Source organism: Chryseobacterium angstadtii (assembly GCF_001045465.1).
Lineage (GTDB): Bacteria > Bacteroidota > Bacteroidia > Flavobacteriales > Weeksellaceae > Chryseobacterium > Chryseobacterium angstadtii.
Genome location: NZ_LFND01000003.1, coordinates 335174 through 351718, shown reverse-complemented (window position 1 = coordinate 351718; position 16545 = coordinate 335174). Strand labels below are relative to the sequence as shown.

Below are 16545 nucleotides of genomic sequence, written 5' to 3'. Positions count from 1 at the left end.
CCTAAAAAGATTATTTTTGGAAATATTTTAAAACTTTACACTTATGAGCAAATATTCATTAGAAGCTTTCGTGAACGAAACCAAAGAAAATCCACAACAAAAAGATTATTTCGAACTAGAAACTCCGCATTTATTGGAAATTAATCTTAATAATCAGGCGGTATGGACCAAAAGAGGAAGCATGGTAGGCTATGTAGGAGGTATCAACTTCGAAAGACAGGGAATGCTGGCTGGAGGTATTGGCAATCTTTTAAAGAAAGCGATCAGTGGTGAAGGAACAAAGCTGATGAAAGCAGAAGGAAGCGGAAGGCTGTATGTAGCAGATTCCGGTAAAAAAGTACGTATTCTTTACCTTAACAATGAATCCGTATGTGTAAACGGAAACGATGTACTGGCTCATGAACAGAGTGTAAAAAGCGATATTACCATGCTTAAAAGTATTGCGGGAATGATGGCCGGCGGTCTTTTCCAGGTAAAACTTTCCGGAACGGGGCATATTGCAATAACTACTCACGGCGAACCGCTTACATTGATGGTAACTCCCGATAATCCGGTTTTCACAGATCCTAATGCTACAGTAGCATGGTCCGGAAATCTGAGCCCGGATCTGAAGACCAATGTTTCTTTCAAAAGCCTTATCGGAAGAGGAAGCGGTGAAGAGTTTCAGATGAAATTTTCAGGAAACGGATGGGTATTGATCCAACCTTATGAAGAAGTATATTTCACAGAGAAATAATATATTAAAAATTGATCATTGTAAAACGGCTGCTTCCTATTTCAGAGGGTAGCCGTTTTTTTATTTTTATTCCAAATTTCAAATCCCATCCTGTTAAACCGGAGTCCAATACCCTTTACCTCGCAACTTTTTAATATATTTAAAAAAAAATTTGAATGAACACCACCACTTCACGCAGAAACTTTATTAAAACCGCAACCCTGGCAAGTTTTGGGGCATTGGTTTTACCGAATTCTTTATTTGCTTATTCCAATGATTTTAAATCAGATAAAAAAGTCCGTGTCGGTTTTATCGGCGTAGGTCTACGAGGGCAGGAACATGTAAAACTCCTGGCCAAACGTAATGACGTAGAGATCGTGGCTTTTGCAGATCCCGATAAAAGAATGCTTGCCGCTTCTCAGAAAATACTGAAAGACAATAATAAATCGGCAGCTCAGGAATTCTCAAACGGCGATTACGATTACAGAAATCTATTAAAGCTAAAAACCATAGACGCGGTAGTTATTGCTACTCCATGGGAATGGCACCTTCCGCAGGGTACAGAGGCTATGAGAGCTAAAAAAATTGTAGGAATGGAAGTTTCGGGAGCTATCAAACTGCAGGACTGCTGGGAGTTTGTAAAAGTATACGAAGAGACGAAAGTTCCTATTTTCATGATGGAAAATGTATGCTACCGCAGAGATATCATGGCTATTTTGAATATGGTCCGTAAAGGAATGTTCGGAGAATTGGTTCATGGAAGAGGCGGCTATCAGCATGACCTTAGAGGGGTTCTTTTCAATGACGGAGTTACCCCTTACAATTCGGGTGCTGAATTTGGAGAAAAAGGGTTCAGCGAAGCCCATTGGAGAACAGAACATTATGTAAAACGCAACGGTGAGCTTTATCCTACCCACGGATTAGGTCCTGTAGCCGTGATGATGGATATTAACCGTGGAAACCGTCTGACCAGGCTTTCCTCATTCTCTTCAAAATCGGTAGGACTTCATAAATATATTGTGGAACATCCGAAAGGCGGAGAAAATCACCCTAATGCAAAAGTTAAATTTAACCAGGGAGATATCGTTACCACACAAATTGCCTGTGCAAATGGCGAAACCATACTTTTAACTCACGATACCAGTTTACAGAGACCTTATGATCTTGGATTCAGGGTACAGGGAACGGAAGGTTTATGGCAGGATTTCGGCTGGGGAGATTTCAATCAGGGGAATATTTACTTTGAAAAAACAATGAATCACAGCCACCGATGGGAAAATACAGAAAAGTGGATGAAAGAGTTTGATCATCCAATGTGGAAAAAGTTTGAAAATACAGCAGCCGGTGCTGGCCACGGCGGAATGGACTTCTTTGTCATGAACACCTTCATTGAATGTATCAAGCGAAATATAGAATTCCCGATGGATGTGTATGATCTTGCTCTATGGTACTCTATCACTCCACTCAGCGAGGAATCTATTGCGAAAAACGGTCAGGTGGTAGATATTCCTGATTTCACCAACGGAAAGTGGAAAACCCGTAAACCTGTATTTGGAATGACCGATGAATTCTAAAAAAACACTGCTCATATTAGCCGGAGGCCTGGGAAGCCGTTACAAAGGACTGAAACAGGTAGACGGAATCCTGGAAAACGGTTCTCCTATTCTGGAATATTCTATCTATGATGCGCTGGAAAGTGGTTTCAGCAAGATTGTTGTGATTGTGAACAGGCTTATTCCTCAAAGCTATATTGACAGATTAAATACAATATCCAAAGAAAAACATTTTGAACTTCACTGGGTATATCAGGAAAAAGAAAGTTTCCTTCCCGCCGGCTTTGACTTCTCTCAACGGGAAAAGCCGTGGGGAACGGGACATGCCGTGCTTTGCGCCAAAAACGCAATACAGGAGCCTTTTGTCATGATTAATGCCGATGATTTTTACGGAAAAGAAGCCTACCAGCTTGCTTCTGAAGAAATAGACCTTCATATTTCAGGATCACAGTTCGGAATGGCTGCCTATCCCTTAGAATCTACTTTGAGCGGAAACGGAAGTGTTGCCCGGGGAATATGCACCTTAAATGAAGAAAATTATCTGATAGAAGTAGAAGAACAGACTTCCATCCGCAGAAAAGGAGATTCAATTGTTTATACCGAGAACGGAAATGATATTAACCTCGCTCCCGACGTGCTGGTGTCTATGAACTTCTTTATTTTTCATCCAAATGTTTTCGATGCGCTTGAAAACCATTTTGATGATTTTTTGAAATCGGAACCGGAACTATCGGAGGAATTTTACATTCCTTCTGCCGTACAGAGAATGATTGATGAGAAAAAGGCAAAAGTATTAGTGAAAGCTTCTCCATCTCAATGGATGGGCGTTACCTATGCAGACGATAAAAGCAGTATTAAAGATTTTCTGACTGCAGAGACTGAAAAAAACAGATATCCCGACAATCTATGGAACTAAAACAAATTGTAACCGGATTTACCGGAACTGAAAACTGTACACTCACTCCTATCACCAACGGATTGATTAATGCAACCTATCTGGTGGAGAACAATGAATCGGGAGAAAAGTTTATTCTTCAAAAAATCAATACCAGTGTTTTTAAGTTTCCTGAAATCATCACCGATAACCATCTGTTAATTAATGAAATGCTGGAAAATGGAAACTATCCGTTAAAAATGACTCAGCCGAAGAAAGCTTTATCAGCAGAAACCTATATCCTAAAAGATGAAAACGGAGAATCATGGAGAATGGTAGATTTTATTGAAGATACGAAGACTTTCTTTAAAATTCCTGATATAAAAACAGCTTATGAATCGGCAAAAGCTGTCGGATGTTTTCTGGATATGATCAATCCGGAACATCTTCCCGACATTCAGAACCCGATTCCTGATTTTATTAATTTTGAAAAAAGAATTTCAGATTATCAGATCTCCTTGCAAAATGCCCGCGAAGATTTGCTAATGAATGCCCTAGCAGAAGTCGAAATGATGAACGAACTCCTTTTTCTTCCCGAAAAATGGATTGATATGGAAAAGAACAATCTGCTTCCCAAAAGAATCATCCACGGAGATCCAAATATCAGAAATATACTTTTCGATGAAAATTCAAGCCCTCTAGCGGTTATAGACCTCGATACAGTAACGGTTTCTACAATCCTGTATGATTTCGGTGATATGGCAAGATCATATACCAACACCCTGGATGAAGACGACGGAAGTGCTGAAAATAATTTCAATCCTCATATTTACCGAACTGTAAAAGATGGGTTTTTATTGAATTTAAAGGAAAAACTGACCTTTGAAGAGCTGGAAAATCTTGATTATGCTGCACAAACTGTTATTTATATTCAGGCTGTCCGTTTTCTTACTGATTATCTGAACGGAAGTACTTATTATTCAACAACATATAATGAACATAATCTGGACAGGACCAGAAATCAATTACAGTTACTGAAGAGTTTGAGAGAGTATCTAAATATTGATTAGATAATACTTTACAAAAAATAATTGAACCATTAAGGTTTTTATATTAACCACAAAAGGCACAAAAGTCTTTACGCGCTTTAGTTATTTTGAAGCTGAATAAAATGGGGAAAGAAGTGCACATAAGTTTTATAAAAAATCCAAGATTTTTATTATTCTCGCAGATGCCGCGAATTGAGCGGATTTTTCACAAATAAGAATTCTGAGATCTTCTGGAAATTATCGGATCAAACCTTATAGGTTTTAAAACTCATGCATATTAAAAACCTATAAGGTTTAGTCCTTTATAAAATCAGCGTCATCCGTAAAATCAGCGAGAGAAAAGTCTCCGCGAACATCCGTGAAATTTGTGGTTAAAAAACTTCAAATCAGGAATTCCAAAATCTTTTTCCAGTCTTCCAGTTTTCTGTCGAAAGATACCGTATGAAGAGGGCTTGTGGAGGGTAACTGAAATATAGGCAGTCTGTAATTTTTTCCTAAAAGTTTCTGCAGGCTTTTGTATGATTTTCCTCCGTTACAAAAAACAGCTTTGATGTTGGGATATTCGTCCAAAAGTTCTGCTATTGGATTGGCTTCTTCGTTTTTGATCTCGGTATCGAGGCTTCCTTTTCTCTCGCAGGAGTCGATGACATCCCAGACTGCTATATGATTTTTCTTTAGGACATTCAGGCGTTCCATATAATCGTCGGTAGGTTTTTCATTCAACAAATGAAAGATAAGAGTCCAGAATTTATTTTGTGGATGAGCATAGTACTGCTGCTTCTCCAAAGATTTTACTCCGGGGATTGAACCTAAAATTAAAATTTCAGCCTGATTATCAATGACCGGGGGAAATGAGGAAATTCTGTTTTGCATCATCAAATATATAAAATTTGGCTAAAGCCTTCGGATAACGGTATAAAAAAAGCGGGCTAAAGCCCGCTCCTATTGATTTTTTGAATAGTTAAAAATACATTTTCATCTACTCATTATACATTTCTAATTATAGAGTTTCCTTCAACCAGTCAAAGAATTCTCTCTGCCATACCAATCCGTTTTGCGGATGAAGTACCCAGTGATTTTCGTTCGGGAAATAGACTAATTTAGACTTCAATCCTCTTAATTTTGCGGCCTGGAAAGCTTCCTGCCCTTGCTCATAAGGTACACGGAAATCTATTCCGCCCTGAATAATCATAATGGGCTTATTCCATTTTTCAACAAAATTGCTCGGGTTGAATTCTGTATATGCTTTTGGAAGAGGCTTTTCCCACGGAGAACCAAGATCCCAATTTGCAAACCAAAGTTCTTCTGTAGTCAGGTACCATGATTTCATATCAAATAATCCATCATGTGCGATGAATGTTTTGAATCTGTTTTCGTGAATTCCTGCCAGCATAAATACGCTGTATCCTCCGTAACTTGCTCCTACAGCAGCGACTCTTTCACCATCTACATAAGGTAGTGTTTTTGCAAAGTCTGTTGCTGCCAGATAATCTCTCATCGGCTGCCCGCCCCAGTCTTTGGAAATTTCTTCGTTCCATTTTGTTCCCCATCCCGGCATTCCTCTTCTGTTTGGAGCTACTACGATATAGCCGTTGGCTGCCATTAGAGAGAAATTCCATCTTGTGCTGAAAAACTGAGTCAGTGCAGATTGAGGACCTCCCTGACAATATACCAGCGTCGGGTATTTTTTGTTCGGGTCAAAATTGGGTGGATAGTGGAACCATACTCCCATTTCTTTACCGTCTGATGTTTTCACCATTTTCAGTTCAGATTTTCCCTGTGCCAGTTTAGCATAAGCATCTTTATTGGCTTCGGTAACTTGCTTCATTTCTCCGTTTTTAAGATTAACAGAGAATAATTCTGTTGCATGGTTTACATCTGTTCTTCCAACTAAAAGTGAAGTTTTATTATCGGTAAATATTTCATTGACATCGAAATCTCCTTTGGTGATCTGCTGAACTTTTGCCGCTTTAGGATCCAAAGAGAAAAGCTGCTTTGTTCCTCTGAATGCTGCTGTAAAATAGATCGCTTTGGAATCTCCGCCCCAGAATACATCTCCGGAAACGCTTTCATCCCATCCGGCCGTAAGATTGGTCGTCTTTCCTGACTTCCAGTCCATGATTTTTACGTCATTCTTATCTGCTTCATAACCGTCTCTGGCCATACTCTGCCAGATCAGGGATTTCCCATCAGGGCTGAATTTTGGATTAACATCATATCCTTTATTGGACTCCGTTAAATTCTTTGTTGTTCCTGAAGCCAAATCGTAAGCAAAGATATCTGTATTGGTGCTTGTAGAATATTCTTTTCCACTTTTGGGTTTGGTAACGTATAAAAGCTGGGAAGAATCAGGGCTCCAGATGAAGTCTTCAGCCCCACCGAAAGGTCTTTGAGGGGAATCCCACGTTTTTCCTTCCAGAAGATCTTTTGCCGTTTCAGCTTTATCTGAAACATTCACTACAAATACATGATTGTACTTTCCTTCATTGAAGTAATCCCAATGCCTGTGGTTCAGATCTGTATACACCTGAGCTGTTGTTTTGGGAGTATCGCTGTATTTGTCTTTCCCCATTAGTTTCTCCACCAAAACCTGCTTGCTGAAGGCTATTTTTTTACCATCCGGAGAAATCACAACATTATCTGCTTCACCAATAGTATAAAATTCAGACCAGGTTTTACCGTTATCTTTCGAAAGATAAAGTTTATCTCCTTCCTGTGCATAAATCCCGTTTTTATCCCACTGAATAAGGGCTTTTTTACCGAAATCTATTTTGGAAGACTGGTTATTAAGAACATTGAGAAAATAATTCTCGTTTTTTGTCTTTTCTGTTTTCAGATCTACCTGTCCTATTTTGTAGATTAGGGAAGCCTGATCGGGTGAAACAGCCTGTACTCCTACTTTTTTCAAAGTCCATAGAGTTTCAGGTGTCATAAGTTGTTGTGCATTCATTAAAAGCGGAGCTGCCAGAGCCAGCAGACTGTACTTAAATTTCATATGTTGATATTCATTTTTTAACGGAACTGTGAAATCATACTTAATTCCATCAATTCCTTTTAATTAATTCAAAGAACCCCAAAGTTAGTACTTAAAATAAAAATGAACGAAAGAATTAACATTAAAATTTCGGTGTATTTGCCATTGAGAGTCAATATCTCAAAAACACAAAAAAAGCCTGCCGTAAAAAACAGCAGACTCATATAAGTATTTTACTTTTGATCCGTTAATCTCCGTCCGAAAACATAGAGCTGGCCAGGGAAGTTACAAAAGACAGCAATACACTGAATATAAGTGCCCACCAGAAGCCGTCTACTACCATACTGTCTATAAAATAATCAGCAATCAGAATGATAACAGCATTAATGACCAAAGCAAACAGCCCTAATGTAATAATCGTAAGCGGCAACCCTAAAAGGCCCAAAATAGGTTTCACGAAAATATTTAATATTCCCAGTACAATGGCAAAAATAATCGCGGAAGAAAATCCTTCGAAATGTACGCCCGGAAGTACCTTCGTCAAAAGATACGCAACGATTGCTGTAACAAACAGCCTGACAATTAAGTTCATATTATTATTTTTTAATGTTTATAGGGTTTAAGGAGCAAAACCTGTTCCATTTAAGTTAAAAAAATGCAGTCCGGCTCTTTGTTTAAAGAATATTTTAATTCCGGGAATCTTTTATTTTATTCTCATCATCGTTACGAGTGAAGTTGCTACATGACTTTCCGAACCTGTACTTTCATCAAGAACATATATTTCAGTTCTTACCACAATAATCTGTACTCCGCCTTTAATAACGTAAGACTTTGATATCAAAGCATCTCCTAGAGCGGGACGAAGGTAATTCACCTTCAGTTCAACCGTCACGACATAACAGTCATCTTTATAATGGCTTACAGAAGCATATCCGGAAGAAACATCCACCAAAGAAGCAATCATAGCGCCATTGAACATGCCTGCTTTCCGGGTCATCATTTCCATTTTCGGAATTTTAATCGAAACAAAATCGGTCTCTACTTCCAATAATTCGGCTTTGTAGAATTTCAACGTTTCGGATCGGCTGAAGCTGTCTGTAATGAGTTTCTTTTTTTCTGGAGTCATAAATATTTAATTTAATCTGAATGTGAATACAAAGTACATGAATGTTTTTCAGAAATACCAGAAAATCTAAAATAAGTTTCTTTATTCATGGTGAATTTTTTAATTATGCCGCTTGTTTTTTCAACCACAAAAGACACAAAAGTTTTTAAACGCTTTAGTTATTTCTAAGTTGAATAAAATGGAGAGAGGAAGTACACAGAAGTTTTTTTAAAATCCAAGATTTTTATCTGACATGATAAAAAATCTGCCTAATTTGTTAGATCTGCGAGAGATTAAAACAATTGGACCAGTAAGATTTTTTTAAGTTTTTAAGGATATTAAGGTGAGCTTCGCTTGAAAAGGCACTGCTTAAAAAATCATTTGATTTTTCTTAACTATTCTTATCACCTTCATTGATCTTAATGGTTTATAATAACCACAAAAGGCACAAAAATTTTTGAAACACTTTAATTATTTTCAAGTTGAATAAAATGAAGAGACGAAGTGCACATAAGTTTTTTAAAAATTCAAAGAATTTTTGAAGGAGTAGTTCATATTCTCAACTAAAAATTCTATACACAATCATCTGTGCACATCTGAGAAATCTGTGGTCAAATAGATATTTCCAACCACAAAAAACAGTAGCTTTGCAACAAATTATACATCCCTATGAATTCCAAAAAATTTCTCCTTTTTCTAAGTTTTCTGACAGGCTGTATTTTTCATGCCCAAACCCTGCATCTGTACGGAGGTTCCAATCAGGATCAGTATTTAGGCTGCTTGAACTGCGATACTTTTGATAAAGACTCGATCTGGAATTCTTTCGGAGATTTTGGAAATATACTGAGTTCGAAATCCATTTGGAACGCCAGTGGAAATTATGGAAATGCATACAGCACTTATTCCCCGTGGAGTGCCTATGCATCATATCCTCCGGCTATTGTAGATCAGGATGGTAATTTTTACGGATATCTTACTTTAAATCCTTATGCCTCTGAAAAATCCAAGCTTGAACTGGCACAGGTTTTATGTACCTATCACGACAGCATCAGAAAAGACATCAGTGGATGGTATGGCAAATTATTCCGGTAAATTCTTAGGAAAGCTGTACCTGAAAATCTTCTCCGAGTGTCAGAATTCCCTCTGTCAGACCTTCGGAATGGGTAGTAAACCCTTTCAGTTTTGAGGTTTTTCCTTTTAAAACCAGATCTAAAAGCTGTTTATCCGATAATTTCTTTCCAAAAATGTCAAAAGTAACTTTAAAGCCACAATTCTTAAAATCAGAACAGCCCACCGCCGTTTTTCCTTTGATCAGGTTGTGTTCTTTACATTTCGGGCATTTTGTTTCTTCCCAGGACTGAAGTTCTTTTTTTACGGCAGGTTCGCGTTTTTTCTTTTCTTTGACTTCTTCCTTTTCTTCGTGTAACGTAATGACTTTTCCTTTTCCGTCCACTACTTTTTTGGTCAGTTCCGTTACCATCTGAATCAGTTCTTCTTTAAACTGGTTAGCTTCATATTCGCCGCTTTCAATTTTACGAAGCTTGGACTCCCATTCTCCGGTTAATTCCGGGCTTTTCAGCAGCTCGTCTTCAATGGTATCAATCAGCTGAATTCCGGTGGGTGTAGCAATCAGGTTTTTCCTTTTCTTCTCGATATACTTTCTTTTGAAAAGAGTTTCGATGATATTGGCACGGGTGGAAGGTCTACCGATTCCGTTATTCTTCAGAAGTTCACGCAGTTCTTCGTCTTCTACCTGTTTTCCGGCAGTTTCCATAGCTCTCAGCAATGTTGCTTCAGTATAAGGTTTTGGAGGGGTAGTTTTTCCCTGATGAATCATAGGGTCGTGCGGCCCGGTTTCTCCTACCACAAATTCAGGAATAGTCTGTTCTTCTTCCTTTTCTTTTTCTTTATCTGCAGCTTCTTCCTTCGGCTCTTTGGCGTAAACGGCTCTCCATCCCGGTTCCAGAACCTGTCTTCCACTTGTTTTGAACGGAATGGTTCCTACTTTTCCTTCCACTAAAGTATTTGAAATTTTACATTCCGGATAGAAAACGGAAATAAAACGTTTGGCAATCAGATCATAAATCAACTTCTCTTCCCTGCTCAGATTTTGGGAAGGCGGTACTTCAGTAGGGATAATTGCATGGTGATCCGTCACTTTCGTATCATCAAAAACAGCTTTTGACTTAGGAATGGGTGCTTCCAGCAACGGAGCAATCAACTCCTGATAAAAGTGCATTTTCCGAAGAATTCCTTCTATTTTCGGGTACAAACTTTCGGATAGATAAGTGGTATCAACACGTGGATAGGTCACGTGCTTTTTTTCGTACAGACTTTGAATATAATTTAAAGTATTTTCTGCAGAATACCCATATTTTTTGTTGGCTTCCACCTGAAGTCCCGTCAAATCAAAAAGTCTCAGGTTTTTTTCTTTTCCTTCTTTGATCTCAAAAGAGACAATTTCAAAAGGATTGAGTTTAAGGTATTCAAGACCTTTTTCAGCACGATCAAGGGTTTTTAAACGGTCAATCGCGGCATTGAAAATAACGTCCCGGTATTTGGTTTTGAGTTCCCAGTATTCTTCCGTTGTGAAGGCATCAATTTCTTTCTGACGCTGAACGAGCATCGCCAAAGTCGGGGTCTGTACCCTTCCGATGGAAAGCACCGCTTTGTTTCCTCCAAACTTTTTGGTGAATAATCTTGTGGCATTGATTCCCAGCAGCCAGTCTCCAATAGCTCTGGCATTTCCTGCCAGGTAAAGGTTTTTATACTCTTCTGCGGGTTTCAGGCTGGCAAAACCTTCCTTAATGGCCTCTTCAGTAAGGGAAGAAATCCATAAACGCTGAATAGGTTTGTTACATTTTGCCTTCTGCAAAACCCATCGCTGAATCAGCTCTCCTTCCTGCCCGGCATCCCCACAGTTAATCACCTCATCACATTCCTCTACCAATTTCTCAATGACTTTAAACTGATTCTCAACGCCTTTATTGGGAATTAATTTAATCCCAAAACTGCTTGGAATAATAGGCAATAGAAACAGGTTCCAGGATTTGTACTGGGGACCGTAATCGTGAGGTTCTTTTAAGGTACAAAGGTGTCCGAACGTCCATGTCACACAGTATCCGTTACCTTCCATATAGCCCTGTTTAGGCGTGGTAGCACCTAATACTTTGGCGATATCTCTGGCAACACTGGGCTTTTCTGCAATACAAAGTTTCATGAATTTCGGGATTATTGAAAGGGGGACAAAAGTCGGGATTTTTTTTGGATTTATCTATATTTAGTTGACAGTTATCTGCTGATCATTGAAAATGACATAGCCATATCTGAATAATAAAACTCCCCTTAAAAAAGGAGAGTCTTCACAATATTAACGAAAATCAATTCATTATTTTTTATTTATTTCAGCAATGGCATCTTTGATTCCTCCGCCTGCTACTTCAAAGAAAGACGGGCCTGCCAGAAGGTATACTTTTTCCAGTTTCTTTGTGGTGGAAAGCTTATGCTCTTTTAAATAGGTTTCGGAACGGTTGGCCAATGTAATTCCTTTTACTACATTTCCTGCTACCAGAGCGGTTGGAGAATCTATTCCTGCGTCTTTTAAATCGCTGGCAAATGCAAAATTGGTTACGCCCAGTCTCATGGCTTCACGGGCTGCCACTTCACCTACGGAAGTCATCAGCTCGGGAGTGAAGTTGTTGCGGTCGCCTAAACCGATCAGTAGGAGCTTTTTGGCTGACATAGAACCTGCGGGAGGAGTGATTAAAATAGTTTCCAGTGCATGTCCTTTAAACTGTCCTGATTGTCTGATTTTGGTGAATTCGCCTTTTAATGCATCATCCAAATGAACCAACCCGTTCAGATTGGCGGGTAAAGCCTGGGCGCTGTGAATATCATTGTCCGTATATTCAAAAACACAGGCTACCTGTAATTGGGCATTTGCGGAAGACGGCCCCTGTACCAGGCCAATCATTGAAATTCCGTCTACGGATCCCCAGTTTTTTGAGGTTCCTATTTTTGCAGGAGTTGGAGATGAATTGGCAGTGACAGTTTGTGCAAATGTGAGTGTTGAAAATGCTAATCCTGCAATTAACAGTGATTTTTTCAGATTATTTTTAAATGTATTTTGCATGTGATTTATTTTTTTGTGTTGCTATTTTATCTGTTTCAAAGGTAATTTTTGTGTAAAAACTTCTTCTTGATATGGGTTAAGTAATGTTATAACTGATCAATTTTTATAGTATTTAGAATTTAAAAACAATTCTGGAATTGATAAATAATCCGTCTTTATCATCATTGATCACATCATCCACAAATGCTCCTGTTTTAAAATACTGAACGCCTGTGTTAAAAGTGAAAAACTGATTGATTTTGTAATTAAAACTTCCCAAAAATGCAGTCCCAATGTACTTTTTTGCTGAATTTGAAGAAGGAAGGCTCAGTGTTCCGCTGGGTCTGTAAATTCCGTCCTGCGTAGAATATCTCCAGTTGAAAACCACATCCGCCTGAACTGTAATTTTACTGTTTACATCTACCGTTGCATAAGGATGAATATCAATTAAATTCACAGGACCTATCTGAGGATTGAATCCGAAATAGCCGCCTTTTGGATAGAGAGGATTGAATGTTCCCAGTTTCCCGTCTCCCTTTTGACGGTCTCCGGAAATATAATCGTTCCGAAGATTGATGGTAGGTTTTCCTTTCACGTTCTCAAACATATATCCAACATCTGCAGAAGCTGTCCAGGCGCTGATATTTCCTTTATTGAAGCCTCCCAACTGATAAGCTGCTTCAAAATTGTAAATAAATCCGCCGCCATATCTCCAGAACCGTCCTCCTAAAGTATGTCTGTTTTCATCTGAAATTCCGTCTTCAAAACGTACGTTTTTACGATGGATTCCCAAATAGTATAGTTCTAAATTTCCACTGTGAGGAAGGATAAATGTATTGTAACTTCCCCACAAATTGACTGATTTTGAAGCTTTATTATCAAAAACACCTGTGTTTATATCGCTTGCCATCATTATGAAAGCATCAGACTTAAAATTTCCTCTTTTGTACATGAATTTTAATCCGTCAAAATAGAGTCTCAAGTTCGGGCCCTCGCGAACGGAAATCAATCTTCCGCTTCCGTAGTCGAGTTCCTGTCGTCCCAGGCGAACAGTAAGCTTTTCCTTATCTTTTTTAATAATATCTGCGTCTATGAAAAAGTTCTGAATATTCAAATGATCTTCATCAATGGGTCTTGGCCCGTTCTTTCTGCCATTTTCCCACGCACTTCTGAGCTGCCCGAAAATCCGCAGCCTTGAGCTCAGATGCCAATCTGCGTGCACATTATACCTTTGAATCAAAAAAGGATTGCTTCCGATTCCCAGCCTTCCCCAGTCTTCATTATTAAAATATACAAATTCTCCCCTTGCTTCTCCTCCTAATGAAAGGTAGCTCTCTTTTTTCTCAGAAAGCGGAATGTACTTTACAGAGTTATAAAAGGTATCTGCAGAATCTTTGAATGATGAATAATCTTCATCGAACCTCATCAGTTTAAACTGTGCAAACAACTGAACGGGAATAAGAATTTGCAGGAACAACAGAATAACTGTCAGATTTTTCATCATTATTGGTTTAAGAAGTGATGTATTAGAGGACCGTCCCATCAAAAATTCTTTTGAATTTTCGCCACCCCTCCGGTGGAAGGAAATTTTGTGGCAACAAGATATTTTCCGGGGGCCAGCTTACATGATTATCTGGTTTGGTATCCTCCATAATATTTTACAGGAGACCAGTCCGGAATTACCGGTAAAGAAGCCGGAGCTGCGTTTTTATAGGTTTCGTCTCCGTATACAACCTTCCCGTCTACAATGGTTAATTTTGAAGTAATGCTTTTTATATCTTCTTCATTGACTGTGAAATAATCTTTATCCAAAATAATAAGATCAGCAAAGTAATCTTTCTTAATTTTTCCTTTTTGAAAGTCTTTTATCAACTCATATCCTCCATAGGTAGAAAGTGATAAAGCGGTTTGTCTGTCTAACGTGTTTTCTTTTGCCATTACCTGAGTTCCACCGACTGTTTTTCCTGAAGTGATCCAGTACAAAGCAATCCATGGGTTGTAGCTTGCCACTCTGGTTCCGTCTGTTCCAAGTCCAACGGGAATTCCCATTTCCAGCATCTTTTTTACAGGTGGAGAAGCCAAAGCTGCTTTTTTACCGTAACGGTGAATGAAGCCTTCGCCCTGATAAGCCATTCTGTGTTGAACGGCGATTCCTCCTCCTAATGCCTTAATGCGTTTCATATTGTCTTCGGTTACTGTTTCCGCATGATCGAAAAACCAGATCAATCCGTTCAGGGGAGTTTCCTTATTGACTTCTGCAATCACATCTAAAAATCTGGTGATGCTTTCGTTGTAAGTCGCATGAATTCTGAAAGGCCATCTTTTTTTAACCAAAAGGCTTAAAACGTCTTTCATATTTTTTTCCATTGTAGCGGGCAGTTCCGGTCTCGGGAAAAGGAAGTTCTCGAAATCTGCACCGTCTGAAACCAGGTTTTCTCCGCCGCCTTCCACATGGTAATCAATTTCATTAATTCCATTGTGGCCATGATCATCTATTTCCACCATTCCGGTCCATTTTGTATAATCTGCCAGTTCAGATCCTTTTTTCTGAGCAAATAAGTAGTAAGGCAGACGAACTGTAATTTTGCCCTGCTTATTGAGTGCGTCGGTGGTTCCGTAATCATCCGGGAAATTCTGAAAACCTCCTCCAGCATCCATGACAGCGGTGACTCCCAGTCTGTTCAGTTCGGTCATATACTGAAGTGTGGAATTTACTTTTTCGTCTTCTGTGAGCTCCGGTAATTTTGCCAGGGTAGAATATAAAATAAATGCATTGGGTTCTGCCACTAAAAGTCCTGTGGGATCACCATTGTTGTCTTTTTCAATCAGTCCCTGTATTGGATTGGGAGTTTCACCATTGATATTTAATTCTTTTAAACCAGCTTTATTCAGCCATGCTTTTCCGTAGAGATACATCACGAAAGCCGGAACATTCCCTGTAGCTTCGTTAATCTCTGCTAATGTGGGTAGTCTTTTTTCTTCAAACTGATATTCATTCCATCCGCCAATTACCCTTATCCATTGTCCTTTCGGGGTTCTCAGGGCCTGTTCTTTCAACATTTCCAGCGCTCTTTTGAGTGTTTTTACGCCATCCCACCGAAGTTCGGTATTATAAAATCTACCACCGCGGATAACATGTAAATGACTGTCGAACAATCCTGGAATCACTCTGTTTCCTTTTGCATCTATGAGCTGGGTTTTTGCTCCTTTTAATTTTAAGATTTCGCTGCTGGTTCCGGTCCGGAATATTTTATGGTCTTTAATGGCAACTGCCTGCACCTGAGGATTTTTTTCATCCATTGTGGTGATCTTTCCGTTGATGATAACCAGATCTGCTTTTTGAGCATTCATCAATCCGGTACCTACAAACAAAGAAAGCAGAAGGGTGTTCAATAATTTCATAGTGATGAATTTTAAATGGGAAGAAAAGCGGCAGAATATTCCTCTGCCGCAGTGTATATTTAGTGTTTAAGCATATCCTGCGCGTACTGAATTCCCAGTCCGTAAGCTCCTCCGAATCTTTTCATCAGGTCATTCACCGGTTTATAGGTTTCTTTTCTTGCCCAGTCTCTCTGAAGTTCCAAAACATACTGTACAGAGGTAATGGGATGTGCGCCTGCCTGAACCATTCGCGTAACCGACTGATCGTGAGCTTGTTTTGAAATATCTCCGGATGCATCCGTAATCACATATACGTCATATCCTTCATCTATTGCAGATAATACAGGTCCCACGATACATACGCTCGTCCACAATCCTGCGAAAACCAGTTTCTTTTTATTTTTTCCTGTAATCGCTTTATGTGCATTACGGTCTTCCCAAGTATTCATCGTGGTTCTGTCTATATATCCGCTGGAAGACTCCGGATAGGTTTCCAGAATTTCAGGAAATACCGGACCGCTAAATGATTTTTCGGCTACTGTGGTTACAACGGTCGGAACATTAAAAATCTTCGATCCGCCGGCAATAAGGCCTACATTATTTCTCAATACTTCCATGCTGATACTTTTTGTGGCAAAAGCCATCTGCCCCTCATGATCAATAAGCACTAATGCGTGGTTTGTTGGGTTTAATAATGATTTTCCGGGTTGCTGTGCTGTAGCAGTTAATGATAATAAACCTGCCGCAAATGATAGAATTAATTTTTTCATAGTAGTTATTTTC

14 protein-coding genes are annotated in these 16545 nt (G+C 39.0%); 5 read left to right on the top strand and 9 right to left on the bottom strand.

Annotation, left to right across the window (positions count from 1 at the left end):
* Positions 1 to 43 precede the first annotated feature (43 nt).
* The 4 genes from ACM46_RS09740 to ACM46_RS09725 all read left to right on the top strand — a co-directional run bounded on the left by ACM46_RS09740 (position 44) and on the right by ACM46_RS09725 (position 4212).
* Positions 44 to 736, top strand: a complete 693-nt coding sequence (locus ACM46_RS09740; RefSeq protein ID WP_048506459.1) for an AIM24 family protein — start codon at positions 44 to 46, stop codon at positions 734 to 736.
* Positions 737 to 891: 155 nt separating this feature from the next.
* Positions 892 to 2289: a Gfo/Idh/MocA family protein gene (locus ACM46_RS09735; protein WP_048506458.1), complete on the top strand. Its 1398-nt coding sequence runs from the start codon at positions 892 to 894 to the stop codon at positions 2287 to 2289.
* On the top strand, positions 2279 to 3184 hold the full coding sequence (locus ACM46_RS09730; protein WP_048506457.1) for a sugar phosphate nucleotidyltransferase: 906 nt from the start codon (positions 2279 to 2281) through the stop codon (positions 3182 to 3184). Before ACM46_RS09735 ends, ACM46_RS09730 begins: the two co-directional genes overlap by 11 nt.
* Positions 3175 to 4212, top strand: a complete 1038-nt coding sequence (locus ACM46_RS09725) for a phosphotransferase enzyme family protein (protein ID WP_048506456.1) — start codon at positions 3175 to 3177, stop codon at positions 4210 to 4212. The genes ACM46_RS09730 and ACM46_RS09725 overlap by 10 nt, the downstream gene beginning before the upstream one ends.
* A gap of 360 nt (positions 4213 to 4572) precedes the next feature.
* Here ACM46_RS09725 and ACM46_RS09720 read toward each other — a convergent pair whose 3' ends face one another.
* From ACM46_RS09720 to ACM46_RS09705, 4 genes are all read right to left on the bottom strand, one after another.
* Positions 4573 to 5067 (bottom strand): DNA-deoxyinosine glycosylase, encoded by a 495-nt coding sequence (locus ACM46_RS09720; protein ID WP_338151991.1) that lies wholly within the window; start codon positions 5065 to 5067, stop codon positions 4573 to 4575.
* 124 nt (positions 5068 to 5191) lie between these two features.
* The gene (locus tag ACM46_RS09715) at positions 5192 to 7186 is read right to left on the bottom strand and encodes a S9 family peptidase (RefSeq protein ID WP_048506454.1); all 1995 of its coding nucleotides are present in this window, start codon (positions 7184 to 7186) and stop codon (positions 5192 to 5194) included.
* Between the two features lie 226 nt (positions 7187 to 7412).
* Positions 7413 to 7757, bottom strand: coding sequence for a phage holin family protein (locus tag ACM46_RS09710; RefSeq protein WP_048506453.1), 345 nt, complete (start codon positions 7755 to 7757; stop codon positions 7413 to 7415).
* Positions 7758 to 7868: 111 nt separating this feature from the next.
* Positions 7869 to 8291, bottom strand: coding sequence for a PaaI family thioesterase (locus ACM46_RS09705; protein WP_048506452.1), 423 nt, complete (start codon positions 8289 to 8291; stop codon positions 7869 to 7871).
* A 648-nt stretch (positions 8292 to 8939) separates the two neighbouring features.
* Here ACM46_RS09705 and ACM46_RS09700 point away from each other — a divergent pair.
* On the top strand, positions 8940 to 9362 hold the full coding sequence (locus ACM46_RS09700; RefSeq protein ID WP_048506451.1) for a hypothetical protein: 423 nt from the start codon (positions 8940 to 8942) through the stop codon (positions 9360 to 9362).
* A gap of 4 nt (positions 9363 to 9366) precedes the next feature.
* Here ACM46_RS09700 and ACM46_RS09695 read toward each other — a convergent pair whose 3' ends face one another.
* The 5 genes from ACM46_RS09695 to ACM46_RS09675 form a co-directional block, all read right to left on the bottom strand.
* Positions 9367 to 11490, bottom strand: coding sequence for a type IA DNA topoisomerase (locus ACM46_RS09695; RefSeq protein WP_048506450.1), 2124 nt, complete (start codon positions 11488 to 11490; stop codon positions 9367 to 9369).
* Between the two features lie 168 nt (positions 11491 to 11658).
* The gene (locus ACM46_RS09690) at positions 11659 to 12402 is read right to left on the bottom strand and encodes a M17 family peptidase N-terminal domain-containing protein (RefSeq protein WP_048506449.1); all 744 of its coding nucleotides are present in this window, start codon (positions 12400 to 12402) and stop codon (positions 11659 to 11661) included.
* Between the two features lie 112 nt (positions 12403 to 12514).
* Positions 12515 to 13882, bottom strand: a complete 1368-nt coding sequence (locus ACM46_RS09685; RefSeq protein ID WP_048507125.1) for an alginate export family protein — start codon at positions 13880 to 13882, stop codon at positions 12515 to 12517.
* 128 nt (positions 13883 to 14010) lie between these two features.
* Complete coding sequence (locus ACM46_RS09680; RefSeq protein WP_048506448.1) at positions 14011 to 15783, bottom strand: amidohydrolase; 1773 nt, start codon at positions 15781 to 15783, stop codon at positions 14011 to 14013.
* Between the two features lie 59 nt (positions 15784 to 15842).
* Entirely contained in the window at positions 15843 to 16532 is a 690-nt protein-coding gene (locus tag ACM46_RS09675) for a hydrolase (RefSeq protein WP_048506447.1), read from the bottom strand.
* Between the last annotated feature and the right edge of the window lie 13 nt (positions 16533 to 16545).

What these genes read in the sequence shown, in the direction of transcription:
- ACM46_RS09740 (WP_048506459.1), top strand. Translation starts at nt 44, where the DNA reads ATGAGCAAATATTCATTAGAAGCTTTCGTGAACGAAACCAAAGAAAAT.
- ACM46_RS09735 (WP_048506458.1), top strand. Translation starts at nt 892, where the DNA reads ATGAACACCACCACTTCACGCAGAAACTTTATTAAAACCGCAACCCTG.
- ACM46_RS09730 (WP_048506457.1), top strand. Translation starts at nt 2,279, where the DNA reads ATGAATTCTAAAAAAACACTGCTCATATTAGCCGGAGGCCTGGGAAGC.
- ACM46_RS09725 (WP_048506456.1), top strand. Translation starts at nt 3,175, where the DNA reads ATGGAACTAAAACAAATTGTAACCGGATTTACCGGAACTGAAAACTGT.
- ACM46_RS09720 (WP_338151991.1), bottom strand. Translation starts at nt 5,067, where the DNA reads ATGATGCAAAACAGAATTTCCTCATTTCCCCCGGTCATTGATAATCAG.
- ACM46_RS09715 (WP_048506454.1), bottom strand. Translation starts at nt 7,186, where the DNA reads ATGAAATTTAAGTACAGTCTGCTGGCTCTGGCAGCTCCGCTTTTAATG.
- ACM46_RS09710 (WP_048506453.1), bottom strand. Translation starts at nt 7,757, where the DNA reads ATGAACTTAATTGTCAGGCTGTTTGTTACAGCAATCGTTGCGTATCTT.
- ACM46_RS09705 (WP_048506452.1), bottom strand. Translation starts at nt 8,291, where the DNA reads ATGACTCCAGAAAAAAAGAAACTCATTACAGACAGCTTCAGCCGATCC.
- ACM46_RS09700 (WP_048506451.1), top strand. Translation starts at nt 8,940, where the DNA reads ATGAATTCCAAAAAATTTCTCCTTTTTCTAAGTTTTCTGACAGGCTGT.
- ACM46_RS09695 (WP_048506450.1), bottom strand. Translation starts at nt 11,490, where the DNA reads ATGAAACTTTGTATTGCAGAAAAGCCCAGTGTTGCCAGAGATATCGCC.
- ACM46_RS09690 (WP_048506449.1), bottom strand. Translation starts at nt 12,402, where the DNA reads ATGCAAAATACATTTAAAAATAATCTGAAAAAATCACTGTTAATTGCA.
- ACM46_RS09685 (WP_048507125.1), bottom strand. Translation starts at nt 13,882, where the DNA reads ATGAAAAATCTGACAGTTATTCTGTTGTTCCTGCAAATTCTTATTCCC.
- ACM46_RS09680 (WP_048506448.1), bottom strand. Translation starts at nt 15,783, where the DNA reads ATGAAATTATTGAACACCCTTCTGCTTTCTTTGTTTGTAGGTACCGGA.
- ACM46_RS09675 (WP_048506447.1), bottom strand. Translation starts at nt 16,532, where the DNA reads ATGAAAAAATTAATTCTATCATTTGCGGCAGGTTTATTATCATTAACT.